The sequence below is a fragment of the Flavobacterium cheonanense genome, from assembly GCF_039539185.1.
In the GTDB taxonomy this organism is placed as follows: Bacteria; Bacteroidota; Bacteroidia; order Flavobacteriales; family Flavobacteriaceae; genus Flavobacterium; species Flavobacterium cheonanense.
The window spans coordinates 649,078-675,652 of record NZ_BAABCT010000002.1 but is presented as its reverse complement, the minus strand read 5'-3'; the positions used below and the strand labels follow the sequence as shown (position 1 = coordinate 675,652).

24 protein-coding genes are annotated in these 26,575 nt (G+C 32.1%); 20 read left to right on the top strand and 4 right to left on the bottom strand.

Annotated features, from left to right (window positions below):
* Positions 1-19 precede the first annotated feature (19 nt).
* The 5 genes from ABD766_RS06550 (at position 20) to ABD766_RS06530 (ending at position 5,526) form a co-directional block, all read left to right on the top strand.
* Complete coding sequence (locus ABD766_RS06550; RefSeq protein ID WP_344815908.1) at positions 20-2,401, top strand: M20/M25/M40 family metallo-hydrolase; 2,382 nt, start codon at positions 20-22, stop codon at positions 2,399-2,401.
* 53 nt (positions 2,402-2,454) lie between these two features.
* The gene (locus ABD766_RS06545) at positions 2,455-3,276 is read left to right on the top strand and encodes an SDR family oxidoreductase (protein ID WP_344815907.1); all 822 of its coding nucleotides are present in this window, start codon (positions 2,455-2,457) and stop codon (positions 3,274-3,276) included.
* Positions 3,277-3,343: 67 nt separating this feature from the next.
* On the top strand, positions 3,344-5,143 hold the full coding sequence (locus ABD766_RS06540; protein ID WP_344815906.1) for a S9 family peptidase: 1,800 nt from the start codon (positions 3,344-3,346) through the stop codon (positions 5,141-5,143).
* Positions 5,133-5,276, top strand: a complete 144-nt coding sequence (locus tag ABD766_RS06535) for a hypothetical protein (protein ID WP_344815905.1) — start codon at positions 5,133-5,135, stop codon at positions 5,274-5,276. The genes ABD766_RS06540 and ABD766_RS06535 overlap by 11 nt, the downstream gene beginning before the upstream one ends.
* A gap of 4 nt (positions 5,277-5,280) precedes the next feature.
* Positions 5,281-5,526: a CBU_0592 family membrane protein gene (locus ABD766_RS06530; RefSeq protein WP_344815903.1), complete on the top strand. Its 246-nt coding sequence runs from the start codon at positions 5,281-5,283 to the stop codon at positions 5,524-5,526.
* 18 nt (positions 5,527-5,544) lie between these two features.
* Here ABD766_RS06530 and ABD766_RS06525 read toward each other — a convergent pair whose 3' ends face one another.
* Complete coding sequence (locus ABD766_RS06525; protein ID WP_344815902.1) at positions 5,545-7,587, bottom strand: M13 family metallopeptidase; 2,043 nt, start codon at positions 7,585-7,587, stop codon at positions 5,545-5,547.
* A 137-nt stretch (positions 7,588-7,724) separates the two neighbouring features.
* Between ABD766_RS06525 and ABD766_RS06520 the strand changes: the two genes are divergently transcribed.
* The 5 genes from ABD766_RS06520 (at position 7,725) to ABD766_RS06500 (ending at position 13,390) form a co-directional block, all read left to right on the top strand.
* Positions 7,725-8,420 carry an SCO family protein gene (locus ABD766_RS06520; protein ID WP_344815901.1) on the top strand — a complete coding sequence of 232 codons (696 nt, stop codon included), beginning with the start codon at positions 7,725-7,727 and terminating at the stop codon, positions 8,418-8,420.
* Between the two features lie 128 nt (positions 8,421-8,548).
* Positions 8,549-8,785, top strand: a complete 237-nt coding sequence (locus ABD766_RS06515) for a FeoA family protein (RefSeq protein ID WP_344815900.1) — start codon at positions 8,549-8,551, stop codon at positions 8,783-8,785.
* A complete protein-coding gene (feoB, locus tag ABD766_RS06510; RefSeq protein WP_344815899.1) occupies positions 8,785-10,890 on the top strand; it encodes a ferrous iron transport protein B in 2,106 nt (701 codons plus the stop codon). Before ABD766_RS06515 ends, feoB begins: the two co-directional genes overlap by 1 nt.
* Positions 10,891-11,027: 137 nt before the next feature.
* Positions 11,028-13,259: a TonB-dependent receptor family protein gene (locus ABD766_RS06505; RefSeq protein ID WP_344815898.1), complete on the top strand. Its 2,232-nt coding sequence runs from the start codon at positions 11,028-11,030 to the stop codon at positions 13,257-13,259.
* 11 nt (positions 13,260-13,270) lie between these two features.
* On the top strand, positions 13,271-13,390 hold the full coding sequence (locus ABD766_RS06500) for a FeoB-associated Cys-rich membrane protein (RefSeq protein WP_298308765.1): 120 nt from the start codon (positions 13,271-13,273) through the stop codon (positions 13,388-13,390).
* Here ABD766_RS06500 and ABD766_RS06495 read toward each other — a convergent pair.
* From ABD766_RS06495 to ABD766_RS06485, 3 genes are read right to left on the bottom strand one after another with little or no spacing between them, the layout of a single operon-like run.
* Positions 13,387-13,776, bottom strand: coding sequence for a hypothetical protein (locus ABD766_RS06495; protein WP_344815897.1), 390 nt, complete (start codon positions 13,774-13,776; stop codon positions 13,387-13,389). The two genes, ABD766_RS06500 and ABD766_RS06495, sit on opposite strands and share 4 nt — an antisense overlap.
* Positions 13,777-13,787: 11 nt before the next feature.
* Positions 13,788-14,606: a ZIP family metal transporter gene (locus ABD766_RS06490; RefSeq protein WP_344815896.1), complete on the bottom strand. Its 819-nt coding sequence runs from the start codon at positions 14,604-14,606 to the stop codon at positions 13,788-13,790.
* A 1-nt stretch (position 14,607) separates the two neighbouring features.
* Positions 14,608-15,255: a metal-dependent transcriptional regulator gene (locus tag ABD766_RS06485; RefSeq protein WP_344815895.1), complete on the bottom strand. Its 648-nt coding sequence runs from the start codon at positions 15,253-15,255 to the stop codon at positions 14,608-14,610.
* An 89-nt stretch (positions 15,256-15,344) separates the two neighbouring features.
* Here ABD766_RS06485 and ABD766_RS06480 point away from each other — a divergent pair, with 89 nt between their 5' ends.
* The 10 genes from ABD766_RS06480 (at position 15,345) to ABD766_RS06435 (ending at position 26,481) form a co-directional block, all read left to right on the top strand.
* Entirely contained in the window at positions 15,345-17,387 is a 2,043-nt protein-coding gene (locus tag ABD766_RS06480) for a TonB-dependent receptor plug domain-containing protein (protein WP_344815894.1), read from the top strand.
* Positions 17,388-17,433: 46 nt separating this feature from the next.
* Positions 17,434-18,570, top strand: coding sequence for a lycopene cyclase family protein (locus tag ABD766_RS06475; RefSeq protein WP_344815893.1), 1,137 nt, complete (start codon positions 17,434-17,436; stop codon positions 18,568-18,570).
* 132 nt (positions 18,571-18,702) lie between these two features.
* The gene (locus tag ABD766_RS06470) at positions 18,703-19,113 is read left to right on the top strand and encodes a BrxA/BrxB family bacilliredoxin (RefSeq protein WP_298117920.1); all 411 of its coding nucleotides are present in this window, start codon (positions 18,703-18,705) and stop codon (positions 19,111-19,113) included.
* Positions 19,114-19,221: 108 nt separating this feature from the next.
* Positions 19,222-19,596 (top strand): hypothetical protein, encoded by a 375-nt coding sequence (locus ABD766_RS06465; RefSeq protein ID WP_344815892.1) that lies wholly within the window; start codon positions 19,222-19,224, stop codon positions 19,594-19,596.
* Between the two features lie 165 nt (positions 19,597-19,761).
* A complete protein-coding gene (gene trhO / locus ABD766_RS06460) occupies positions 19,762-21,120 on the top strand; it encodes an oxygen-dependent tRNA uridine(34) hydroxylase TrhO (RefSeq protein WP_344815891.1) in 1,359 nt (452 codons plus the stop codon).
* Between the two features lie 162 nt (positions 21,121-21,282).
* Positions 21,283-22,581 (top strand): PSP1 domain-containing protein, encoded by a 1,299-nt coding sequence (locus ABD766_RS06455; protein ID WP_298308742.1) that lies wholly within the window; start codon positions 21,283-21,285, stop codon positions 22,579-22,581.
* Complete coding sequence (locus ABD766_RS06450) at positions 22,565-23,050, top strand: gliding motility lipoprotein GldH (protein ID WP_298308739.1); 486 nt, start codon at positions 22,565-22,567, stop codon at positions 23,048-23,050. The genes ABD766_RS06455 and ABD766_RS06450 overlap by 17 nt, the downstream gene beginning before the upstream one ends.
* A 5-nt stretch (positions 23,051-23,055) precedes the next feature.
* On the top strand, positions 23,056-25,374 hold the full coding sequence (locus ABD766_RS06445) for a penicillin-binding protein 1A (RefSeq protein ID WP_344815890.1): 2,319 nt from the start codon (positions 23,056-23,058) through the stop codon (positions 25,372-25,374).
* Between the two features lie 31 nt (positions 25,375-25,405).
* Positions 25,406-26,107 carry a CoA transferase subunit A gene (locus ABD766_RS06440; protein WP_344815889.1) on the top strand — a complete coding sequence of 234 codons (702 nt, stop codon included), beginning with the start codon at positions 25,406-25,408 and terminating at the stop codon, positions 26,105-26,107.
* Positions 26,108-26,136: 29 nt separating this feature from the next.
* A complete protein-coding gene (locus tag ABD766_RS06435) occupies positions 26,137-26,481 on the top strand; it encodes a four helix bundle protein (RefSeq protein WP_298308731.1) in 345 nt (114 codons plus the stop codon).
* Positions 26,482-26,575 lie beyond the last annotated feature (94 nt).

Genomic DNA, 26,575 nt, shown 5'->3' with positions numbered 1-26,575 from the left:
AGAAACAAGTTCAGTATAAATGAAAAAAAACTACTCTTCTCTATATATAATGTTGGTGCTTGTGGCGCTATTGTTTGGCATTTTTTATTTTATGATGCCTCAAAATTATGACACAACCGAAGCGCCACTTTCGGAATTTTCGACCAAACGTGCGTTGGTAAAAGTGAAAGAAATGACTACTAAACCACATTATGTAGGTTCGCAAAATCATGAAGTGGTTGCGCAATATTTGGTCAAAGAATTGCAAAATTTAGGTTTACAAACGTCACTTCAAGAAGGTTTTACGATGACTGAAAAGGGCACTTTGGTAAAATCTAAAAATGTATTGGCAAGGATAAAAGGCAATTCTAATACAAAAGCATTGTTGCTGCTTTCTCATTATGATTCAGCGCCACATTCTTATTCTCACGGTGCAAGTGACGATGCTTCTGGTGTGGCAACAATTCTTGAAAATGTTCGTGCTTTTTTACACACAAAAACAAAACATAAAAACGACATCATCATTTTATTTTCGGATGCTGAGGAATTAGGATTAAATGGCGCAGCGCTTTTTGTAACGCAACACCAATGGGCAAAAGAAGTTGGTTTAGTGTTAAATTTTGAAGCTCGTGGAAGTGGTGGACCAAGTTATATGTTGATGGAAACCAACGAAGGAAATGCCAAAATGGTTGATGGTTTCTCTGATGGGAAATTGCGCTATCCGGTTTCAAATTCGTTGATGTATAGCATTTATAAAATGTTACCTAATGACACCGATTTGACCGTTTTTAGAGAAAGTGGTAAAATTCAAGGCTTCAATTTTGCTTTTATTGACGATCATTTTGATTACCATACTTCGCAAGATAAATACGAACATTTAGATCCAAAAACCTTGGCACATCAAGGAACGTATTTGTTTCCGTTGTTGAAACATTTCTCTAATGCAGATTTGACCAACTTAAATTCTAAAAACGATAAAGTTTATTTTTCTATTCCATTTTCATTTGTGAGTTATCCTTTTGAGTGGATTTTGCCGATGTTGATTATTGCTTTCGGACTATTTCTAATATTCATTTTCATAGGATTAGGAAAACAACTTTTACGTTTAGACGAGATAATTAAAGGATTTGTTCCGCTATTAGGTTCTTTAATTGTTGGTGGTGGAATTACTTTTTTGGGATGGAGAACTTTATTAGCCATTTATCCACAATACAATGATATTCTCCACGGATTTACTTACAATGGTCACGATTACATTTACGGATTTGTGTGTTTGACGTTAGCAATTTGCTTTTTGTTTTACGGAAAAACGGCTAAAAAATATTTGGAAATGAATCAGATGATTGCTCCGTTATTTATTTGGTTATTATTAAATATTGGAATTTTCTTAAAACTTCAAGGCGCAGGATTTTTAATAATTCCGGTAATTTCCAGCACATTTATGTTAGGTTATTATGTGGTTACTCAAAAAACAAATTCGGTTTTAAATCTGATTTTGGCACTTCCAACTTTGATAATCTTGGCGCCATTTATTCAAATGTTTCCTATTGGTTTGGGACTGAAAATACTGGTTGGAAGTTCGGTTTTAACGGTTTTGAGTTTTGTTTTATTGCTTCCAATTTTTGGTTCGTTTACACAAAAGAAACTCTGGGCAACTTTGTTCTTTTTACTAGCCATTGGGTTGTTTATAAAAGCACATCAATCGAGTGGATATGTTTATGGAAAAGCAAAACCTAATAGTTTGGTTTATGTTTTAAATGCTGATTCCAACAAAGCGAATTGGGCAACTTACGACACCAATTTGGACGAATGGACAAAAGGCTATTTGGGCGAAAATCCGAAAAATGCCAAATCATTAAATACTAATAAATTGTATAGTAAATATGGTTCAGAATTTACCTTTATGAGTGATGCGCCATCGAAAAATATTGAAAAACCAACGATTGAATTCCTTAAAGATTCTGTAATTGGAACAAAACGCTATTTGAAAATTAAGCTTTCGCCAAATAGAAAAGTAAACCGATATGATATTTTCTCCAATACAAAAATGAATAATCTGAAAGCCAATGGAGTAAAATCGATTGACTTAGAGAGTAAAATTTCGGGCAAAATAAGCAACAAGATTTTGAGTTATTATGTGGTAGATAATTTACCTTTGGAATTAGAATTTTCAATTTCAAATGATGGTAAACTGGATATGAATTTTGTAGAAAGTTCTTTCGATTTGATGACGAATCCATCATTCAGTATGGCAAAAAGACGCGATTGGATGATTCCGACGCCATTTGTTTTAACGGATGCAGTTGTAGTAAAAGGAAAAGTAAAAGCGAGTCCGATTTTAGAAGACAATCCGAAACCTTTGCCTGAAAGAGTTTATCGAAATATTGTAATTGATACTTTAAAACAATCTGCCACAGATTAACGATTTTATAAAATAATTCAGCAAATTGAGATGCTGAAACAAGTTCAGCATACATGAAACAAATTAGTATTTTAGGTTGTGGTTGGCTAGGATTACCATTAGCAAAATCGTTGATTGAAAAAGGATTTTCTGTAAATGGTTCTACAACTTCTGTGGAAAAAATTGCTGTTTTGGAAAATGCTGGTATTCATCCGTTTCTTGTCTCACTGAGCGCAGTCGAAGTGTCTAATGAAACTAAAATTTCTATAGAAAATTTTCTCCAAAATTCAGATGTCCTTATTATAGATATTCCTCCAAAATTACGAGGTGATTCTTCTGAAAATTTTGTCGCTAAAATCCAAAATGTAATTCCGTTTATTGAAAAATCATCGGTTGAAAAAGTGATTTTTGTGAGTTCAACTTCGGTTTATGAAGATACTTCAGATTTGCGTAATGTTTCAGAAGAAACAATTCCAAATCCTGATACCGAAAGCGGAAAACAATTGCTAGAAGCCGAACAACTTTTGCAAAGCAATAGCAATTTTCAAACCACAATTGTACGTTTTGGTGGATTGATTGGTGAAGAAAGACATCCAATTAAATTTTTAGCTGGAAGAAAAAACATCGAAAATCCGGAAGGTCCAATAAACCTAATTCATCAAGCGGATTGTATTGGAATTATTGAAGCGATTTATGAAACCAATTCTTGGCAAGAAACTTATAATGCTGTAACACCTTATCATCCAATTCGAAAAGAATATTACACTCATAGAGCAATCGAACTTAATTTGCCTTTGCCAGAATTTGATGAAAGTAAAATTTCTATTGGGAAAACGATTTTGAGTAAAAAAGTTATCGAAACTTTAAACTATAATTACTCATTTCCAGAACTTTAAGTTTATATTTGTATAACATTTTTATAAAAAGGACAGACTAAATAATATCATCAATAAACTAAACATCATGAAAACCAAACAATTATTTTTACTCATTACGGTTGTTTTTACGCTATTTTCATTTGCTCAAGAAAAGAAAAATCTTGTAGTTCCAAACGATAATTTAATTACAGAAAATATTCCGGAAATTTCAAAAGATTTAGCAACACAAGTTAAAAAATATTCAGAGTCTCGCGGTGCTTCTTTGGTTGCAATTCATCCTACACTAGAAGAAATTATTATCACTACACGTTTTGGTGCAACCAACCAATTACACAAAGTTTCGCAACCAATGGGAAGCAGAAAACAGTTTACCTTTTTTGATGAACCTATGGGAAATGGGCAATATGAACCAACAAAAGGTGAGTATTTAATTTACTCTAAAGATGTTGGAGGAAACGAATTTGGTCAACTTTTTAAATTGGATTTAAAAACACTTCAATCTACGATGCTTACAGATGGCGGAAGATCACAAAATGGTGGTGCAATCTGGAAAAAAGATGGTTCTGGTTTTTATTTTTCTTCAACCAAACGAAATGGTGGAGATAGAGATATTTATTTTATGAATCCCAATGATGCTAAAAACACTAAGCTAATTTTAGAAGTAAAAGGTGGTGGTTGGGGAATTAATGATATTTCAGAGGATGGAAAAGCGTTGCTAATTAGCGAATATATTTCGGCAAACGAGTCTTTTATTTGGATGTTAGATACACAAACTGGCAAATTGTCGGAAGTAACCAATCGAAAAGACAAAAATATTGTTCAAAGTGGTGCTAGTTTCTCGGTAAATAAAAATGAAATTTGGTTTGTTACCGATAGAGAAAATGAATTTCAACGATTGGCAACAATGAATTTAGAAACCAAAAAAATTACATATCATACTTCTTCAATTCCATGGGATGTTGATGATTATACCTTATCGGAAGACAAAACAAAATTAGCATTTATCACAAACGAAGGTGGTTTAAATAAAATGTATATAATGGATGGGGCAACCAAAAAATATAACGAAGTAAATGTTCCAATTGGATTAATTAGTGGAATTAGTTTCACAAAAAATGGGAAGTCTTTATTTTTTACTCAATCTACAGCCGATTCGTCATCTGATGTGTATCAATTAAATTTTAATGATAAAAAAATTATTCGTTGGACAGAAAGTGAATTGGGAGAAATGCAAAAAGAAGACATGTCGAAACCAAAATTCATTGAATGGAAAAGTTTTGATAAAATGACAATTTCAGGTTTTTATTATCCTGCTGCTGCAAAATTTACTGGTAAACGTCCAGTTTTAATTAGTATTCATGGCGGACCAGAAGGACAATCAACTGCTTCATTTTTGGGGTCAAATAATTATTACACCAACGAAATGGGAATTGCAATCATTTACCCAAATGTACGTGGGTCATCAGGTTTTGGCAAAACATATATTGCCAAAGACAATGGTTTTTTAAGAGAAGATTCTGTAAAAGACATTGGCGCTTTACTCGATTGGATTGCATTACAATCCGATTTAGATAAAGACAGAATAATGATAATGGGCGGAAGTTATGGAGGTTATATGACTTTAGCTACTGCATTTCATTATGCAGACAGAATAAAATGTTCGGTAGATGTTGTAGGAATATCAAATTTTAATACATTTCTAAAAAATACCGAAGAATACCGAAGAGATTTAAGAAGAGTTGAATATGGCGATGAAAGAATTCCGGAAATGGCTGCTTTTTTAGAAAAAATATCACCTTTAAATAATACCGAAAAAATAAAGAAACCAATGTTTATAATACAAGCCAAGAGTTCCTGTTACAGAAGCAACACAAATGCGCGATAAACTAAAAGCACAAGGAAACATAGTTTGGTATCTTGAAGCAAAAGACGAGGGTCATGGTTTTAGAAAAAAACCGAACGTTGATTTTCAGCGATTGGCGGTGATAAAATTTATGGAAACCTATTTAATTAACTAATTGTATGTCATACAATGATATAATTGGTTCAATTGGAGTTTTAATTATCTTGATTGCTTATTTCTTAAATAATTTCTCAATTATAAAACAAAATGGGAATTTATATTTTTTTCTAAATATAATAGGTGCAAGTATAGCTTGTTATACATCATACTTAATAAATTATATTCCGTTTATAATTTTAGAAGGAACTTGGGCTTTGGTTAGTGTGGTTGGGTTATTGAAAAGCATAAAAAAACCTCAAGATTAACTTGAGGTTTTATTTTTTCTACCAAATTTTAACTCTATCTTCTGGCTTAACAAATAATTTGTCTGTTTCTTTTATGTCGAATGCTTTATAAAATTCATCAACGTTCAACAATGGTACGTAAGCACGATATTGTCCTGGCGAATGCGGATCTGTTTTTACTTGATTTTTAATGGCTTCATCACGCATTTTACTTCTCCAAATGGTTGCCCAAGAAATAAACAAACGTTGTTCTGGTGTATAACCATCGATTAATCCCGGATTTCCATTTTGTTTTAAATGTATTTGTAATCCGTCATAAGCGGCATTAATTCCACCCAAGTCTCCGATATTTTCTCCAAGTGTGAATTTACCATCAACAAAAGTTCCTGGCAATGGTTCTAATGCGCTGTATTGAGCAGCTAATGCACCACCAAGTCCAGTAAATTGTTTTAAATCGTCTTCTGTCCACCAATTAATAAGATTACCATCGGCGTTATATCTTGAACCTGAATCATCAAATCCATGTGAAATTTCGTGTCCAATTACAGCTCCAATTCCACCATAATTTACAGCTTCATCTGCTTTATAATCATAAAATGGTGGTTGCAAAATTGCTGCTGGAAACACAATTTCATTATATGATGGATTGTAATAAGCGTTTACTGTTTGTGGTGACATTCCCCAACGAGTTTTGTCTACTGGTTTTTGCAAATCATCGATATTATTTTGAAAACCCCATTTAGATAAACTTTTCATGTTATCATAGTAGTTTCCGCCTTCTTCAATACTCTTAATTTCTAATTTAGAATAATCTTTCCATTTGTCTGGATAACCAATTTTTACAACTGATTTTCTTAATTTTTCAATGGCTCCTTTTCTTGTTGCAGGTGTCATCCATGGTAAATTATTGATTCTGTTTTCAAAAGCTAAAAAGATATTACCTATCATTTTTCTTGCTTTTTCTTTAGCTTCCGCTGGAAATTTTTGTTCTACATACAATTTTCCTAATGCCTCACCAACAGTTCCGTTTACAACTTGCAAAGCTCTTTCTTCTCTTGGACGTTGTGCTTTTGCTCCTTGTAATGTTTTGCTATAAAAATCCCAATTTGCTTTTTCTAAATCGGTAGTTAAAACATCTGAAGATTTATTAAGTAATGACCAACGTAAATAGGCTTTCCACTCGTCAATTTTATTTTCTTTAAAAATAGTTTCAAGAGCTGTCATGTATTTTGGTTGCGATACAATAACTGAATCCAATTTTGAAATTCCAACACCTTTAATGTAACTATCCCAATTTACTGATGGCGTTAATTTTTGCAAATCTGCAACCGACATTGGATTGTAAGTCTTTCTTCTATCTCTTCTTTCTACTCTGTCTAAACGTGGAGTTGCCATTGCAATTTCTATAGCTAGGACTTTTTTAGCATTTGCTAAAGCAACTTCTGGTTTTTCACCAATAAATTGAAGCATTCTTGCAACGTGAGCAACATATTTTTCACGTTTTTCTTTAGAATCAGCATCTTCAGAAACATAGTAATCTCTGTCTGGTAAACCCAAACTTCCTAGTCCGATATTTACAACATTTCTGTTACTGTTTTTTGCGTCTGGACCAACTCCAATTCCATAAAAACCTAAACCGCCTTGAGGTTGCATTTCAATAATTAACTTATTCAAATCTGCTATTGATTTTACAGCATCAATTTTAGCTAAAATTGGTTTTATTGGTTTTATTCCAAGTTTATTTCTTGAAATAGTATCCATATATGTTCTGTAAACATTAACTGCTTTTGCTTGATCTGATTTTGGATCTAATTTTTTAGAAGCTGCATCTTTTAAAATTGCTAAAGCATCTTTATCAGTATTCTGACGCAATTCATCAAAGCTTCCCCAACGTGTTCTATCAGCAGGAATTTCAGTTTTGTCAAACCATGAACCATTTACATATCTGAAAAAATCGTCTCCAGGTTTTACTGACTTATCCATTAAATCTAGATTGATTCCTGGATTTTTTTGTTGTGCATTAATTTGATTTAGAGCAAACAAACTTGCTACAACAAAACCATATTTAATTTTATTTTTCATATTTAATTTGATTGTTTCCACAAATCTATTCATTTTTTCATTAATCAAATGTTAAAAATCACTTAATCGCAATTATATAAGCTAACTATATTTGATGTAAACAAAAGTTGTTTCGTAATTTCGCAAAAAAAATAAGTATGCTTTCTAAATTAAAACAATATAGAATTTTTATTGGCTTTTTTGTGATATTTTCAATCATTACAATTAGTGCTTTTTACACTGTTTTAAAACCGAAACCTAAACTTCCTATATTCAATCCAAGTGATGTAAATCCAGAATTAGTTGATTCTACGATACAATATGTAGCCATAGATCACGAAATTGCTGATTTTAAATTTACCAATCAAAACGGTAAAGTTGTTACCCAAAAAGATTATGAAGGAAAAATTTATGTTGCTGATTTTTTCTTTACCACTTGCCCAACTATTTGTCCTAAAATGACTAGTAATATGGTTTGGCTACAAAATCAAATTAAAAATAATCCTAAAGTGATGCTCTTGTCACATTCGGTTACCCCAGATATTGATAGTGTTCCAGTTTTAAAAAAATATGCTTTAGAAAAAGGTGTGATTGATAGCAAATGGAACTTAGTTACTGGAGATAAAAAAGACATCTATTACATTGCAAGAAAATCGTATTTGGCTGTAAAAACTGGAAAACCAGAGGAAATTTATGATATGGTTCACACAGAAAATTTTGTTTTAGTAGATTCAAAAAGAAGAGTGCGCGGATTTTATGACGGAACCAATCTTGATGGACCAACTGAGCCAGGAATTAAAAATGTAAAACAACTTTTGGAAGACATCACAATCCTTTGTGAAGAAGAAAAGTAGTTTAGTCTCTAACTTTACTTCTGCCTTTATCGTAAACAAGGTTAAATAAAATCTTAAACTTGACAATAATCATGTTTTTTACATTTCAAATTCTTACTTTTGTATTTTAATTCAATCTAAATAAAGCTTTGGAAACCACAATTGCTCAACTCAAAATTGGTCAAAAAGGAATTATATCCGATTTTAATATCGATGAAATTCCATTGAAACTCCTAGAAATGGGCTGTCTTCCTGGCAATACCGTTGAATTGATTCAAATTGCACCTTTTGGTTGTCCTCTATATTTTAATGTCAATGACTCGCATGTGGCTATTAGATTGGAAACTGCAAAAGAAATTAATGTTGTCATTGAATCTAAAAATTAATGGCACAAGAAACTATCAAAGTAGCGCTAATTGGTAATCCAAACACTGGTAAAACTTCGGTTTTTAATCAGCTTACTGGCTTGCACCAACAAGTTGGAAATTATCCTGGAATTACTGTTGAAAAGAAAATCGGAACTTGTAAACTTTCCGACAATGTAAAAGCTACTATTTTAGATTTACCTGGGACTTATAGTTTAAATGCTAGTTCAATTGACGAGAATGTTGTCATTGAGTTATTAATGAACAAGAAAGACGAAAATTTTCCAGATGTAGTTGTAGTAGTTACAGAGGTTGAAAATCTAAAAAGAAACTTACTTCTTTTTACTCAAATAAAAGATTTAGAAATTCCAACGATTTTGGTCATCAACATGTGTGACCGAATGAAATTAAAAGGAATTGAATTAGATATTCCTCATTTAGAACAAGAATTAAAAACTAAAATTGCTCTTGTAAGTTCAAGAAAAAATTTGGGTATTGATAAAATCAAAGATTTAATTCTTAATTATAAATCACTTTCAACTGAGCCTTGTTTAAACGCTTCAAGTATTGATGTTGAATATTTTGACAAATTAAGAAAAGCATTCCCAAATCAGTTAGTTTACAAACTTTGGTTGGTCATCACGCAAGATGTAAATTTCTTGAATTTAGAGCGAAACGAAATGAAAAGTTCGTTTACAAAATCGCATGCCGATTTGAAACGACTGCAACAAAAAGAAACCATAAAACGCTATCAATTCATCAATGATACTTTAAAAATTGGTCAAACGATTGATAATTCAAAAGCATCAGATATTAGAACAAAATTAGATAGAGTTTTAACTCACAAAATATTTGGCTACATCATTTTCTTTGTTATTCTTTTCGGAATATTTCAATCCATTTTTGATTGGTCAAGCATTCCAATGGATTTTATTGATAGTACTTTTGCCAATTTGGCTTCTTATTCAAAAACCCATCTTCCAGCAGGTGAATTTACAGATTTAATAAGCGAAGGAATTATTCCCGGAATTGGAGGAATCTTAATATTTATTCCACAAATTGCCTTTCTATTTCTGTTTATTTCTGTTTTAGAAGAAAGTGGTTACATGAGTCGTGTAGTTTTTTTAATGGATAAATTAATGCGCCGATATGGACTTTCCGGAAAAAGTGTTGTACCCTTAATTTCGGGAACCGCTTGTGCAATTCCAGCAATCATGGGTGCAAGAAATATTGAAAATTGGAAAGAGCGATTAATCACAATTTTAGTTACACCTTTCATAACTTGTTCAGCAAGATTGCCTGTTTATGCTATTCTTATTGCATTAATAATTCCTGAAGAACGCGTTTTAGGATTCATAAGTTTACAAGGTTTAACTTTAATGGTTTTGTACCTTTTGGGATTTATTGTTGCTATATTTTCAGCTTATATTTTGAACAAAATTTTAAAAATTAGTTCTAAATCTTATTTTGTTGTTGAAATGCCTAGCTACAAAATTCCGTTGTTAAAAAATGTCGCAATAAACGTTTTAGAAAAAACGAAAGCATTTGTATTTGGAGCTGGAAAAATCATTTTAGCCTTATCAATTATTTTGTGGTTTTTGGGTTCGCATGGACCAGATAAAGATTTTAAAAATGCTCAAAAAATTGTAGAGCAAGAAGTTTATTCGAGTCCGACACCAATAAATCCATCAGTAATTCCTGATAGAGTTTCCGAATATAAATTGGAACATTCTTATATTGGATACATTGGTAAATCTATTGAGCCTGTAATTAAACCATTAGGATACGATTGGAAAATTGGGATTGCTGTAGTAAGTTCTTTTGCTGCACGTGAAGTATTTGTTGGAACGCTTGCTACAATCTACAGCGTAGGAAGTCATAGCGATGAAGAAGCAACCATAAAAAACAGAATGGAAGCCGAAATTAATCCTGATGGAACAAAAATTTTCAACTTTGCTACAGGAATTTCATTACTTCTTTTTTATGCTTTTGCAATGCAATGTGTTAGTACTTTAGCTATTGTAAAAAAAGAAACTAACTCTTGGAAATGGCCAATAATTCAATTGGTTTTCATGAGTGGATTTGCTTATGTAACTGCTTTAATTGCTTATCAATTTTTGAAGTAAAAAACAAATGTTAAAGTTTTTACGTAAATAACTAAAAACAAAACATAAAGAAATTCTCATTTTAATTTTATTATTTTTAATTTGTCTAAATAAGAATTAATTGATAGTTTTGCTGTGTAGAATTAATCTAAATAAAAATGAAAACCTATTTTTCTGTAATTATCTCATTATTCGCTATTACTATTCAAGCTCAAGAAAATGATTTAGCGCTAAATGACACCATAAAAAAACTGCAACCAGTCATTATTACTATTAAACAACAAAGCCCAGAAAGAATGCCAGAAACTAAGGAAAATGTTCTTTTTTCTGGTAAAAAAAATGAAGTCCTAAAACTTTCTAATATCAATGGTAACTTTGCAACTAACAATGCAAGAGAAATTTTTTCAAGAGTTCCTGGAGTAACCGTTTGGGAAAACGAAGGTTCTGGAATACAAATAAATGTTGGCGTTAGAGGATTAAGTCCAAACAGAAGTTGGGAATTAAACACAAGACAAAATGGATATGATATTTCATCTGATGTCTTTGGATATCCAGAAGCTTATTACAATCCGCCATTAGAAGCTGTTGAAACACTTGAATTAATTCGTGGTGGTTCTTCTTTACAATTCGGGCCTCAATTTGGTGGAATGTTAAACTATGTTCTTAAAAGAGAAAACAAAAAGAAATTTTCTTTTGAAACCCAAAACACTGTTGGAAGCTATGGATTAATGAGTAGTTACAATGCAATTGGTGGAAAATACAAGAAATTTTCATACTACATTTACAATCATTCAAGAAGTGGTGACGGATGGAGAGAAAACTCGGAATATACTGTTAGAAATACACACGCTTTTATTGAATACCGATTCAATGAAAAAACAAAACTGTCAGCTGAATATACCAATATGGATTATAAAATGCAACAAGCCGGAGGTTTAACTGACGAACAGTTTAATTCAAATTCTCAACAATCATTAAGAGAACGCAACTGGTTTGGAACTCCATGGAATTTGTTTTCAATCAATTTTGACACTAAAGTCAATGATAAATTTTCATCTAATACAAAATTATTCGGATTAATTGGAGAGAGAAATAGTGTTGGATTTAATGCAACGCCAAATACTATTGACGCAATAAGTACAACTACAAATAATTATTCGAATAGAAGAGTTGATAGAGATTATTACAAAAATTTTGGTGTTGAAAACAGAAATATTTTTAAATACAAACTAGGTAAAATCAATAATAATCTTGCATTCGGAGCGCGAATTTACAAAGCAAATACACAACGATTACAAGAAGGAAAAGGAACTACAGGTTCAGATTTTGATTTGTCTGTTGAAGGACGATATGCACGAGATATAGATTTTACTACAGAAAATGTAGCTGTATTTGCAGAAAATCAATTCAAAGTAACCGAAAAGCTTAGTATTACACCAGGAGTTCGATATGAATACATTAAAAATACTGGTGAAGGTAGATTTGGTGTTAGCGGCGGAAATGATATTGCTTTTCCAAATAAAACCATCTCGAGAAGCAAGCCATTATTCGGATTGGGAATTGAGCATAAGTTTGTATCAACCAATTTGTATGCAAATATTACACAAGCCTACAGACCTGTTTTGTTCTCAGATTTAACTCCGCCTGCAGTAACAGATGTAATCGATACAAATTTAAAAGATGCCAGCGGATTCAATGCTGATTTAGGTTTTAGAGGTACTTATAGAAAATTCTTAAACTTTGATGTGAGTTTGTTTTATTTAAGTTACAACAACAGAATTGGTGGCGTTAGACAATTCATCAATAATGATCCAACTCAAGGAACTTTTATATTTAGAACAAATTTAGGAGAAACAGTTAATAAAGGAATTGAAGGATTTGCTAATATAAATGTTACAAAACTATTTGAAATAGATAAGCCCTACGGTAATCTTGATATTTTTGCAACAGTGAGTTTTATCGACAGTCGCTATACTGATTTTGTTGTATCTACTGCATCAGGGACCGCTCCAAATGTTACCATCAAAGAAACCAATTTAAATGGAAACAGAGTAGAAAATGCACCAAGATATATTCATAACTTTGGGGTTTCTTGGAGTAACAATAATATATCTGCAACAGCACAATATAAAATGTCTGGAAGAATTTTTACTGATGCAAACAATACAACAACAGCATCAGCTAATGGATTGACTGGATTGTTAGATAAATATAATGTTTTTGATTTATCTGCAGAATATAAATTTTTAGAAAATTATAATATTCGTGGCGGAATTAATAATCTATTTAATGAAAATTATGCTACAAGAAGAGCTGGTGGTTATCCTGGTCCTGGTATTTTACCTGGCGAAGGCAGAACCTTTTACCTATCAATTGGCGCTAAACTTTAAAAATAAATAAAATGATACAAACGGTTTTAGTATATATAGCACTTGCAATAGCGGTATTTTTTATACTAAAACCGTTATTTTCTAAAAAGAAAAAAAACAACTGTGGTGATGATAATTGTGGTTGCAACTAATCCTGGAAAACAACCTCAATAAATTTATTTTTTTCCTTAACAACAACTCCTTCTTTTGGATAAGGTACAAGTCGAACGTGTTTTATTTTCTTGGAATAATAATTTTCAAACCATTTAATATTTTCTTCACGGTTTTTTGAATTCAAAACAATGGTTTTTTCTTCTAATAATTGTTTGTCATTATAAAGCGCTACAACAACCGAAACTTCTCCTGCCCAAACACAAGTCACACCTTCTGGACAGCGAGAATCATTCAAAACTTTAATCAACTTTAAATGATAACCTTTTTTCGGAATACATTTTTTAGTTGTTATTTTATTAGATTGCTGCGAAAAACCAGCAATACTAAAAGACAATAAGAGAAAGAAAACAATTTTTTTCATCATGTAGATTCATTTTATCCAAGTGCAACATCCAAAGTCATCATCACAATAAATCCGCCAATTAATCCTAAAGTAGCAATATCTGTATTCTTATCCTGTTGCGTTTCTGGAATTACTTCTTCAACCACTACAAATATCATTGCACCAGCAGCAAAAGCTAAAGCATAAGGTAAAAGTGGAGTAAAAAAAGTCACAGCAACAGCACCAAAAACTCCTGCTATAGGCTCTACAATTGCAGAGGATTGACCATACATGAAACTTTTCCAACGGCTCATACCCATTCTACGCAATGGCATTGAAACCGCAATTCCTTCTGGGAAATTTTGAATACCAATTCCAATGGCAAGTGTTACAGCTCCAGCAATTGAAGCTTCTGGAATTCCAGCTGCAACTCCACCAAATAAAACTCCAACGGCTAAACCTTCAGGAATGTTGTGCAAAGTAATTGCTAAAACTAACAAAGTAGTTCGTTGCCAAGGTGATTTTACACCTTCAGTTTCTTGAAAATTAATGTGTAAATGTGGAAGTAGTTTATCTAATCCAAAAATAAAAAGTGCACCTAGTCCAAATCCAACTGCAGCAGGAATTACTTTGACAAAACCTTCGCCTTTACTCATTTCAATGGCTGGCGCAAGTAAACTCCAAAAACTTGCTGCTATCATAACGCCACCTGTAAAACCAAGCATTCCATCAAGAACTACTCGATTCATATTCTTAAAAAAGAATACGAATGAGGCTCCAAATGCTGTTAAAAACCAAGTAAATAATGTGGCATACAAAGCTGCTAAAATCGGGTCAATACTCTCGAAATAATCTAAAATTGTTTGAAACATATTATTTTACATATAAATTATTAGCAATTTTATTTGATATCGTTAATTGTCTTGAATCAATCTGAACTAGTAAAGTATCATCAAAACTTTCTTTCTCTTTAACAGTGATTTTTGAACCTAATGCAATTTTTTGCTTATCTAAATACTGTAAAAATTCTGATGAAGAATCTTTAACTCCAACACACTGGTATTCTTTGTTTAATTCAGTTTCTGATAATAATAACTTGTTTATTTTTTTAATCTCTCCATCAGCATTCGGAATTGGATCTCCATGTGGGTCAAACGATGGAAAATCTAAAAATGCATCTAATTTATTTATCAAATTTTCCGATTTTATATGTTCTAATTCTTCTGCGATTTCGTGTACCTCATCCCATGAAAAATTTAATTTATCTACTAAAAAAACTTCCCACAAACGATGCTTTCTAACAATCATTTTGGCAGAATAAAAGCCTTTATCAGTCAAAGTAACACCTTGGTATTTTTGATAGGAAACCAACTCTTTTTCAGATAATTTCTTCAACATATCTGTTACCGATGATGCTTTGGTATCTAGCATTCCTGCAATGGCATTAGTATTCACTCCTTTTGGAGAAACTAATGATAAATGATAAATTACTTTAATATAGTTTTCTTCAGAAATTGTCATTGTGAAAATTTAATTAAGACAAATATAGAATTATATTTTTGATTTACTAAATATTATTTTTAGTTTTGCCTAAATTTTTAGTTTTGCAAATGAAAAAATATATAACAGCTTTATTGCTTTTACCATTTCTAGTCCTTTCACAGAAAAATGACACAATAACTAAAGAGGTTCCAAATCAACTTGATGAAGTTGTTATTTCTGGTACTTTAAAAGCGGTAAAACGATTAGAAAATCCAGTTCCTGTTGAAGTCATCACGACTACATTTTTAAAACAAAATCCAACGAGTAATGTTTTAGACGCTTTACAAAACGTAAACGGTCTACGACCACAAAACAATTGCAATGTATGTGGCACTGGCGACATCCGAATCAATGGCCTAGATGGTCCATACACAATGGTAACTATAGACGGAATGCCAATAGTAAGTGCGCTTGGAACGGTGTATGGATTATCTGGAATTCCTAATTCCATGATTAAAAGAATTGAAGTTGTTAAAGGCGCTGCTTCTTCACTTTATGGAAGCGAAGCCGTTGGTGGCTTAATCAACATTATAACAAAAAAAACGAGAACTGTTCCTCTTTTTACTGCTGATATATTCTCAACTTCATGGCTCGAAAACAACGTCGACTTAGGGTATAAAACAAGTTTTGGGAAAAAAGTAGATGCGCTTTTTGGGGTCAATTATTTCTCTTATAAGAACCCTATAGACAACAACAATGATAATTTCACAGACATTGCCCTACAAGACCGTGTTTCCTTTTTTAGCAAATGGACTATCAATCGAAAATCTGGAAAAGAATTTAACATAGTTTCTCGTTATTTGTATGAAGATCGTTGGGGTGGCGAAATGCAATGGAATAAGAGTTTTCGCGGTGGCAACCAAGTGTATGGTGAAAGTATTTACACTTCTCGTTATGAACTTTTAGGCAAGTATCAACTGCCAATAGCAGAAAAGATGTATCTACAGTTTTCATTAATTAGTCATGATCAAAATTCGGTTTACGGTAATTCTTCTTTCATAGCAAATCAGAAAATTGGGTTCGGACAATTCCTTTGGGACAAGAACCTAAAAAATCATTCGCTACTTTTTGGAAGTGCTTTTCGATATCAATTTTATAATGACAATACGCCAGCAACAGCAACTTCTGACCATTCAAAAATTTACAGTCTTTTTGTGCAAGATGATATAAAATTTTCTGAAAAAACTGGGCTTCTTTTAGGTTCGCGTTACGATTATAACTCGGCTCATGGTTCCATTTTTACACCAAGAGTTGCTTTTAAATGGAAACCAACCAATGATGATATTTTACGATTAAATTTTGGAACAGGTTTCAGGGTTGTTAATTTATTTACGGAAGACCATCAAGCACTTTCAGGTGCAAGAGAAGTAGTTTTAGTTGATAATTTAGAACCAGAAACATCCTGTAACGTCAACTTAAATTATTTAAAAAAATATAAATTGGAGAATTTAGGAATTCTAAATTTAGAAATGTCATCGTGGTACACCTATTTTACAAATCGGATATTTGCTAATTATGACCTCAACCCTAATCAAATTGTTTACGATAATTTGAATGGATATTCCAAGATTTTCGGACTAAGTATTAATGCCGATTGGATTATGCCATTTGGTCTAAAAGCAACTGTTGGAGCCAGCTATTTTGATCCATTGACGCAACAAGATGGTGTTAGTTTTGTTCCGTTGTTTACCGAAAAATATTCCTTTAATTGGGCAATTAATTATGAGATTCCAAAATGGCATCTTTCCTTTGATTACACAGGAAATCTTACTGGTGCGATGCGATTACCATTGCTAAGCGAGCTTGATCCAAGACGTGAATATTCGCAAGCATTTAGTATTCAAAACATACAATTTACCTATAAAAAATTTCATAATTTAGAAATCTATTCGGGTATTAAAAACCTTTTTAATTGGACACCCAATCGCGGAAATCCTTTTTTAATTGCGAGAGCCAATGATCCATTTGACCAAAATGTACAATTTAATAGTAATGGAAATGCAATTCCAACACCAGATAATCCTTATGGTTTAACATTTGATCCAACTTATGCTTATGGACCAAATCAAGGAATTCGCTTTTTTCTGGGCTTGCGATATCATATTGATTAACATTTGTTTTGGATAAAAGTAATTTAATATTTTTTACTTTTGAGGCATGCAACACTATCACTACATTTTCACTGGGTCAGGATTATCGGCTTTAATGACGGTTTATGAAATGATTTTGTCAGGTAAATTTAAAGATAAAACCATTTTATTATTGGATGAAAATCCAAAAAAGTCTAATGATAGAACTTGGTGTTTTTGGGATAATTCTTCTCAATTTGATGAAATTGTATCCAAAAAATGGAATGTGGCACTTTTTGCAGATGAAAACTTCCGACGAAATTTAGATTTGAATCCGTATCAATATAAAATGGTTCGTGGATTGGATTTTTACAATTTGGTTTTCGATTTAATTTCTAAACAAGAAAATATTCATTTTGTAAATCAAAAAGTAATCGATTTTGAAGAATTAGGAAATCATTGTATCGTAAAAACGGATGGTAAAAACTATACTTGTAATAAAATTTTCAATTCTATTTATAATCCAAATCTTGTAAAAAGTCAAACGAAATATCCCTTATTACAACAGCATTTTATTGGCTGGTTTATAAAATCTAAAGAAGCAGTTTTCAATCCAGATGTGGCAACTTTCATGGATTTTTCTGTTGAGCAAAGAGGAAATACAAGATTTATGTATGTTCTTCCAACGTCTTCAACCGAAGCTTTATTAGAATATACTTTGTTTTCTAAAGACTTACTTTCTAAAGAAGAATACGAAAACGAAATTCAAAAGTACATTCAAAAGTTAGGAATTTCTGAATACGAAATCATCGAAAAAGAGCAAGGAAATATTCCTATGACGAGTTATAAATTTTGGAAACACAACACCAAAAACATACTACATATTGGTTCTGTTGGCGGATGGACAAAAGCAAGTACAGGCTATACTTTTAAAAACACAACAAAAAAATCTAAAGCACTAATTAACTTCCTTACTTCGGAAACTGATTTTACAAAATTCCACAAAATGGATAAATTTTGGATTTATGATTTGCTATTTATTGATGTTTTGTTTAAAAATAATGAGCTAGGTTCAAAAGTGTTTTCATCGCTTTTCAAAAAAGGAAATCCCACACTAATTTTCAAATTCTTAGACGAAGAAACTACGTTTTGGGAAGATTTGCAGGTGATTTGGAAATGCCCAAAAGGACTTTTCATTAGTGCATTATTTAAAAGGATTTTATAGTTTAAATTCTCTATCAAACGATAACAAATCTTTATGATTAGAATCATTCTAAAAATTAGAATTCTATTTATCTTTGCAGAAGATTTTAAAAATCATAATTCAAAATTCGTTAATCTTAAATCATAAATAATTATGTATCCAGAAGAAATGGTAAAACCAATGCGAGCAGAACTTTCTGAAGCAGGTTTTCAAGATTTATACAGCGCAGAAGAAGTAAAAAATGCAATTAAAACGGAAGGAACAACACTTGTAGTTGTAAATTCGGTTTGTGGTTGCGCTGCTAGAAATGCTCGTCCAGGAGCAAAAATGAGTTTGGACGGAGCAAAAAAACCAGATCATTTAGTAACAGTATTTGCTGGAGTTGACAAAGAAGCTGTTGATGCTGCAAGAGAAGAAATGTTTCCGTTTCCTCCATCGTCACCAAGTATGGCTTTGTTCAAAAATGGTGAATTAGTGCACATGTTAGAACGTCACCACATCGAAGGTCGTCCTGCAGAAATGATTGCAGAAAACTTAAAAGACGCTTACGCAGAATTCTGCTAAAAAATAAAATCCTTTCCAACGAGAGGATTTTTTTTTATTTCTGACGCAACCTTTTTGAAGTTTTAATATCTATTAATTGAAATTGTTTAACCTAACCCATATAGACCAATGAAAACTCTTTTTAAAATATTCGTGCTTTTAGTAGCATTTTTGTCTTTTCAATGTTCTAGTTCGAATGATGAAGTAATTACGCAACCAATGTTGGATGCAAAAAAAGCTGAAATAATTAATTATATTAACAGTTTTGATTGTTCAGGAAGTTGTAACTATATTGCTTTTGGCAGCAAACCTTGTGGTGGACCAAAAGAATATTTGCCTTTTCCAAGTTCGGTAAATCTTACACAATTACAACAAATGGTTGCAGAATATAATGAAATGGATCATCAATACAACATCCAAACTAATGCCATTTCAGATTGTGCCGTTGTATTACCTCCAACCACTGTAGAATGCGTAAACGGAGATTGTGTGGTGATATATTAAAATTATGAATTGCTCTAAAAGAAACCCTTTCAATTGAAAAATTGTTAGGGTTTTTTTATTCGAAAAAAGATGTAAATTTGCGTCCGAATTCTTCCATTTAGAATTCAAAAAATATTTCTGTACAGGCGCGATTAATCGCGTCTCTAATCTTAAAACGTTTATAGCATGCAACTGTATAACACCTTAAGCGCAGAAGAAAGAGCTCAATTAATTGATGAAGCCGGAAAACAACGTCTTACATTATCTTTCTATGCGTATGCCAAAATTGAAGATCCCAAAAAATTTCGCGACGATTTATTTATCCAATGGAACCAACTCGATGCTCTTGGTCGAACTTATGTAGCCAAAGAAGGAATCAATGCTCAAATGAGTGTTCCAGCAGAAAACTTTGAAGCTTTTAGAGAAACTTTAGAAGTTTATGAATTCATGCGAGGCATTCGTTTGAATGTTGCCGTAGAGCACGATGATCATTCGTTTTTGAAATTGACTGTAAAAGTTCGAGACAAAATTGTAGCCGACGGATTGAACGACGACACTTTTGATGTAACCAATATTGGTGTGCATTTGAAAGCCAAAGAATTTAACCAAATATTAGAAGATCCAAACACCATTGTGGTTGATTTTAGAAATCACTACGAAAGTGAAATTGGTCATTTTAAAGGCGCAATTACTCCAGATGTGGAAACTTTTAGAGAAAGTTTACCGATTATTAATGAACAATTAAAAGACTTTAAAGAAGATAAAAATTTGGTGATGTATTGCACCGGAGGAATTCGTTGCGAAAAAGCATCAGCCTATTTTAAACACCAAGGCTTTAAAAATGTGTTCCAATTAGAAGGCGGAATTATCAATTATGCCAAACAAATCAAAGAAGAAAATCTAGAAAGTAAATTCATTGGAAAAAACTTCGTTTTCGACCACAGACTTGGTGAAAGAATTACCGATGATATAGTTTCGCAATGCCACCAATGTGGAAAACCTTGCGATAATCACACTAACTGTCTAAACGATGGTTGCCATTTATTATTCATTCAATGTGATGATTGTAAAGCTGCAATGGAAAATTGTTGCTCTACCGAATGTCTAGAAATTACGCATTTACCATTGGCCGAACAAGTTAAACTTCGTAGAGGGAAACAAGTGGGCAATAAAGTCTTCCGAAAAGGAAAATCGGAGAATTTGAAGTTCAAACATTCAGGTGAACTATCAGATATACCTTTAGCAAAAACTCAAGAAACAAAAGATATTCGTCAGAAAATAAAAGTAAAAAAAGTTATACTTGGTAAAGCTGAACATTATTATGTAAAAGCACAAGTAGGTCTTTTCATTATTGAAAATAACGAATTAAACCTTGGAGATAAAATTTTAATTTCGGGACCTACAACAGGAAATCAAGAATTAGTTTTAGATAAAATGTTAGTTAACGGAAGTGAAAATTCTACTGCAAAAATTGGTGATAAAGTAACCTTCGAAGTACCTTTTAGAGTAAGATTATCCGATAAATTATTTAAGATTTTAGAGTAACTATTTTAAAAATCAACTATTTAAAATCCTAAATTTCAACAGTTTTTTCAAACTTGGAATTTGGGATTTTTTTATTGGAATTTATTTTTTAAAAATACTATCTTTACCAATTAATCGTTTTATGAACTTAAATTGCTTTCTAGCAATACTACATATATAATTATGGCATGTACAAGTTGTTCAACTTCTGATGGCGGTGCGCCTAAGGGTTGTAAAAATAATGGGACTTGCGGCACCGATAGCTGCAATAAATTAACCGTTTTTGATTGGTTGGGAAATATGAATTTGCCAACAGGAGAAGCGCCATTTGATTGTGTTGAAGTGCGCTTTAAAAATGGACGTAAAGAATTTTATAGAAATACCGAAAAACTTACCTTAAGTATCGGTGATATCGTTGCAACTGAAGCTTCGCCCGGTCATGATATAGGAATTGTTACTCTTACTGGTGAATTGGTAAAAGTACAAATGAAGAAAAAAGGTGTTGACCATAAAAGTGCTGACATCGCAAAAGTATACAGAAAAGCTTCTCAAAAAGATATTGACATTTGGAGTGAAGCTCGTGATAAAGAAGAACCTATGAAAGTAAAAGCACGTGAAATTGCTATTGCTTTAAAACTTGAAATGAAGATTTCTGATATCGAATTTCAAGGTGATGGTTCAAAAGCTATTTTCTATTACACGGCAAATGATCGAGTAGATTTTCGTCAATTGATTAAGGAGTTTGCACAAGTATTCAAAACGCGTATTGAAATGAAACAAGTTGGTTTTCGTCAAGAAGCATCGCGTCTTGGTGGAATTGGTTCTTGTGGAAGAGAGTTGTGTTGTTCAACTTGGTTAACCGATTTTAGAAGTGTAAATACATCGGCAGCTCGATACCAACAATTATCATTAAATCCTCAAAAATTAGCAGGACAATGTGGTAAATTAAAATGTTGTTTGAATTATGAATTGGATACTTATCTTGATGCATTAAAAGATTTTCCAGATTTTGAAACCAAATTATACACTGAAAAAGGTGATGCTATTTGCCAAAAACAGGATATTTTTAAGGGATTGATGTGGTTTGCTTACACTGATAATTTTGCCAATTGGCATGTTTTGAAAATAGATCAGGTTAAAGAAATAGTAGCTCAAAATAAAGAGAAAAAACGTGTTTCTTCATTAGAAGATTTTGCAATTGAAATTGTTGTTGAACAAGAAGCTAACTTCAACAATGCAATGGGACAAGAAAGTTTAACTCGATTTGACCAACCAAAAAAGAGCAAGAATAAAAATAAAAACAGAAATAAAAATAAAGCTCAAAATCCAAACGCAAATCAAGGAGAAAAAACCGCTTCAAACCCTAATTCAAAACCAAATCAAGGTCAAAATCCGAACGAGCGAAAAAGAAATGACGAAAGAAATCAAAAACCACAAAATAAAAGACCTATAATCATTAAAAAGAATGAAGATAAAAAATAGCATACTGTTTATTTTAGTAGCGCTTTTAGTTATTTCGTGCGATAAAAAACGTGTTTTCGACGAGTATAAATCAGTTGGAAATTCTTGGCATAAAGACAGCGTTGTGACTTTCAAGTTACCTCAATTTGATAGTTCAAAAAAATACAACTTGTTTGTAAATGTTAGAGATAATAATGATTATCCGTTCAACAATTTGTTTTTAATTGTCGCATTAGAACAGCCTAATAAGAAAACATTGGTTGATACATTAGAATATCAGATGGCGAATCCGGATGGAACACTTATGGGAGAAGGATTTTCCGATGTTAAAGAGAGTAAACTTTTTTATAAAGAAAAAGAAGAATTCAAGTTAAAAGGAGAATATAAAGTTCACATCAAGCAAGCGGTAAGACAAACCGGAAAAGTAGCTGGAGTTGAAAACTTAAAAGGAATTACCGAAATAGGTTTTAGAGTAGAATCTTTAGACTAGAAATTATGGCACAAAAAACTAATACTCAAAATAAAAGTCAAGTAAAAGACATAAAATATTATTCAAAAAAGTTTTGGAAATTATTTTTTTATACTCTTGGCGGACTTTTTCTTTTCTTTCTATTTGCTTCATGGGGTCTTTTTGGAAAGATGCCTTCATTTGAAGATTTAGAAAATCCAGATTCTAATTTAGCTACCGAAATCATTTCTTCTGACGGAGTTACTTTAGGTAAATTTTATAACGAAAATAGAACTGCTATCAAGTACAAGGATTTGCCAAAATCACTAGTAGACGCACTGGTTTCAACTGAAGACGAACGTTTCTATGAACACTCTGGAATTGATGCAAGAAGGACTTTTGGTGCTGCATTAAAACTAGGAAAAGATGGTGGTGCGAGTACTATTACTCAACAATTAGCAAAAAATTTATTCCATGGTGAAGGTTCTAAATTTCTTCCTTTTAGAATCGTACAAAAAGCTAAAGAATGGATTATTGCAATTCGTTTGGAAAGACAATATACCAAACAAGAAATTATTGCTTTATACTTAAATCAAGTTGATTTTGTTAACGGAGCTGTTGGAATACGTTCAGCTGCAAAGGTTTATTTTAGTAAAGAACCTCGTGATTTAACTGTCGAAGAAAGTGCTCTATTGGTTGGTATGTTAACAAATCCGTCAAGATTCAACCCAAATCGTTTTCCAGAAAGAGCTCTTAAAAGAAGAAATATTGTACTTGGTCAATTGGTTCGAAATAAACATTTAGAAGAATCTGCAAAGAAAATTTTAGAGAAAAAACCAATAAAATTAAATTTTCATCCTGAAAGTCATCTCGACGGAACAGCTACTTATTTTAGAGAATATCTTCGTGATTATATGAAGAATTGGGTTAAAGAAAATAAGAAACCAGATGGAGAAGAATACGATATCTATGGTGACGGATTGAAAATTTACACTACTATTGATTCAAAAATTCAAGAACATGCTGAAGAAGCTGTATTGGCTCATATGAAGAATCTACAAGAAGAATTTTGGATTCAACAAAAAGGAAATAAAAATGCTCCATTTATAAATATTACTGATGCTGAAACAGATAAAATCATCAAACAAGCAATGAAAAATTCTGAAAGATGGAGAATTTTAAAAGCTGATGAAAAAACAGATGAAGAAATCATTGCCTCATTCAGTAAAAAAACCAAAATGACTGTATTTACCTGGAAAGGTGAAAGAGATACTATTATGACTCCACTGGATTCTATTAGATATTACAAACACTTCTTGCAAGCTGGATTAATGTCAATGGAGCCTCAAACTGGCCAGGTAAAAGCTTGGGTTGGAGGAATAAATTATAAATATTTTCAGTACGATCACGTTGGACAAGGAGCGCGTCAAGTAGGTTCAACATTTAAACCTTTTGTTTATGCTACAGCTATTGAGCAACTAGGAATGTCTCCTTGCGATACTATAATTGATGGACCTTTTATGATAAGAAAAGGACGCCACCATGTAACCGAAGATTGGGAACCAAGAAATTCTGATCAAAAATACCGAGGAATGGTTACTTTAAAGAAAGCATTGGCAAATTCTATCAACACTATTTCGGCTAAATTAATTGATAAAACCGGACCAGAAGCTGTTGTAGAATTAACCAAAAAACTTGGTGTTACAACAGAAATTCCTGTTCAACCAGCCATTGCATTGGGTGCTGTAGATATTACGGTTCAAGATATGGTTGCTGCTTATAGTACATTCGCAAATCAAGGAGTTTATATAAAACCCCAATTTATATCAAGAATTGAAGATAAAAATGGAGCTATCATTTACGAACCAGTTCCGGAGTCTCATGATGTTTTAAATAAAGATGTAGCTTTTGCAGTAATTAAACTTCTTGAAGGTGTTACTGAAGGCGGCTCTGGCGAAAGACTTAGAACTGAAGGTGGCGGAAGTGGTGATAATCGTTGGACTGGATATCCATATATGTTTAAAAATCCGATTGCAGGAAAAACTGGAACAACGCAAAATCAATCTGATGGTTGGTTTATTGGAATGGTTCCAAACCTAGTAACTGGTGTTTGGGTTGGTTGTGAAGATCGTTCGGCTCGTTTCAAAAGCATCACTTATGGTCAAGGAGCTACAGCAGCTCTGCCTGTTTGGGGATATTTTATGGAAAAATGTTATGAAGATAAAGACCTTCAAATATCGACAGATGAATTTGAGCGACCGGATAATTTTGCCATAAAAGTAGATTGTTGGACAGCTCCAAAGCCTTCTGTAGCAACAGATTCAACAGATACAGAAGAACAAAACACTGACGAATTTGGTCTTTAAAATTTAGAAAATAAAATTCATAGTTAAAATTATGATTAATAAAAAAGTAAATTCAGTTCAAGACGCACTTCAAGGCATTGAAGATAATATGACTATTATGTTAGGTGGTTTTGGATTATGTGGTATACCTGAAAATTCAATTGCAGAATTGGTTAAAAAAGGGACAAAAAATCTAACCTGTATTTCAAATAATGCTGGTGTTGACGATTTCGGTTTGGGATTATTATTACAACAAAAGCAAATCAAAAAAATGATTTCGTCTTACGTTGGTGAAAATGCCGAGTTTGAACGCCAAATGCTTTCAGGTGAGTTAGAAGTTGAATTAATTCCACAAGGAACTCTTGCGGAACGTTGTCGTGCAGCGCAATCCGGAATTCCAGCTTTCTTTACACCTGCAGGTTACGGAACCGAAGTTGCAATTGGTAAAGAAGTTCGTGAATTTAACGGAAAAATGCATGTAATGGAACACGCTTTCAAAGCCGATTTTTCTATTGTAAAAGCATGGAAAGGCGACGAAGCAGGAAACTTAATATTCAAAGGAACCGCAAGAAATTTCAATCCATCAATGTGTGGCGCAGGAAAAATAACTATTGCCGAAGTAGAAGAATTACTTCCTGCAGGAAGCTTAAATCCTAACGAAATTCACATTCCAGGAATATTAATTCAAAGAATCTTCCAAGGCGAAAAATTTGAAAAAAGAATTGAGCAACGTACCACTCGAAGCAAAATGTAACAATTAATCAATTTTATAATGTAGCAATTATGGAAGAAAATGTAATACTTAATAAATCTATTGATTTTAGCCTAGAAATTATAACTTTTTGTGAATTGTTAGAAGAAAAAAGAAAATATGTAATTGCAAATCAATTAATAAAGTCTGGCACAAGTATTGGAGCAAATATTCATGAAGCGCAAAATGCTGAAAGTAGAGCTGACTTCATTCATAAAATGAAAATTGCTGCAAAAGAAATTGAGGAAACAAAGTATTGGCTTTTATTATGTGAAAGAGCTAAATCATATCCCTTTAATGAAGATTTAAAAGAACAATTAAGAGTAATTTCGTTAATTGTTTATAAGATTATTTCATCAAGTAAATCAAATAAATAATATAACAATTAATCAATGCAGCAATTAAATAATTTACAGATTGATGCATTGGTAAATTAATCAATTGTTACATTTTCACATTAATTAATTTTCA

Coding starts and splice junctions, on each gene's coding strand:
- ABD766_RS06550 (WP_344815908.1), top strand. CDS start 20: ATGAAAAAAAACTACTCTTCTCTATATATAATGTTGGTGCTTGTGGCG.
- ABD766_RS06545 (WP_344815907.1), top strand. CDS start 2,455: ATGAAACAAATTAGTATTTTAGGTTGTGGTTGGCTAGGATTACCATTA.
- ABD766_RS06540 (WP_344815906.1), top strand. CDS start 3,344: ATGAAAACCAAACAATTATTTTTACTCATTACGGTTGTTTTTACGCTA.
- ABD766_RS06535 (WP_344815905.1), top strand. CDS start 5,133: ATGCGCGATAAACTAAAAGCACAAGGAAACATAGTTTGGTATCTTGAA.
- ABD766_RS06530 (WP_344815903.1), top strand. CDS start 5,281: ATGTCATACAATGATATAATTGGTTCAATTGGAGTTTTAATTATCTTG.
- ABD766_RS06525 (WP_344815902.1), bottom strand. CDS start 7,587: ATGAAAAATAAAATTAAATATGGTTTTGTTGTAGCAAGTTTGTTTGCT.
- ABD766_RS06520 (WP_344815901.1), top strand. CDS start 7,725: ATGCTTTCTAAATTAAAACAATATAGAATTTTTATTGGCTTTTTTGTG.
- feoB (WP_344815899.1), top strand. CDS start 8,785: ATGGCACAAGAAACTATCAAAGTAGCGCTAATTGGTAATCCAAACACT.
- ABD766_RS06505 (WP_344815898.1), top strand. CDS start 11,028: ATGAAAACCTATTTTTCTGTAATTATCTCATTATTCGCTATTACTATT.
- ABD766_RS06500 (WP_298308765.1), top strand. CDS start 13,271: ATGATACAAACGGTTTTAGTATATATAGCACTTGCAATAGCGGTATTT.
- ABD766_RS06495 (WP_344815897.1), bottom strand. CDS start 13,776: ATGATGAAAAAAATTGTTTTCTTTCTCTTATTGTCTTTTAGTATTGCT.
- ABD766_RS06490 (WP_344815896.1), bottom strand. CDS start 14,606: ATGTTTCAAACAATTTTAGATTATTTCGAGAGTATTGACCCGATTTTA.
- ABD766_RS06485 (WP_344815895.1), bottom strand. CDS start 15,255: ATGACAATTTCTGAAGAAAACTATATTAAAGTAATTTATCATTTATCA.
- ABD766_RS06480 (WP_344815894.1), top strand. CDS start 15,345: ATGAAAAAATATATAACAGCTTTATTGCTTTTACCATTTCTAGTCCTT.
- ABD766_RS06475 (WP_344815893.1), top strand. CDS start 17,434: ATGCAACACTATCACTACATTTTCACTGGGTCAGGATTATCGGCTTTA.
- ABD766_RS06470 (WP_298117920.1), top strand. CDS start 18,703: ATGTATCCAGAAGAAATGGTAAAACCAATGCGAGCAGAACTTTCTGAA.
- ABD766_RS06465 (WP_344815892.1), top strand. CDS start 19,222: ATGAAAACTCTTTTTAAAATATTCGTGCTTTTAGTAGCATTTTTGTCT.
- trhO (WP_344815891.1), top strand. CDS start 19,762: ATGCAACTGTATAACACCTTAAGCGCAGAAGAAAGAGCTCAATTAATT.
- ABD766_RS06455 (WP_298308742.1), top strand. CDS start 21,283: ATGGCATGTACAAGTTGTTCAACTTCTGATGGCGGTGCGCCTAAGGGT.
- ABD766_RS06450 (WP_298308739.1), top strand. CDS start 22,565: ATGAAGATAAAAAATAGCATACTGTTTATTTTAGTAGCGCTTTTAGTT.
- ABD766_RS06445 (WP_344815890.1), top strand. CDS start 23,056: ATGGCACAAAAAACTAATACTCAAAATAAAAGTCAAGTAAAAGACATA.
- ABD766_RS06440 (WP_344815889.1), top strand. CDS start 25,406: ATGATTAATAAAAAAGTAAATTCAGTTCAAGACGCACTTCAAGGCATT.
- ABD766_RS06435 (WP_298308731.1), top strand. CDS start 26,137: ATGGAAGAAAATGTAATACTTAATAAATCTATTGATTTTAGCCTAGAA.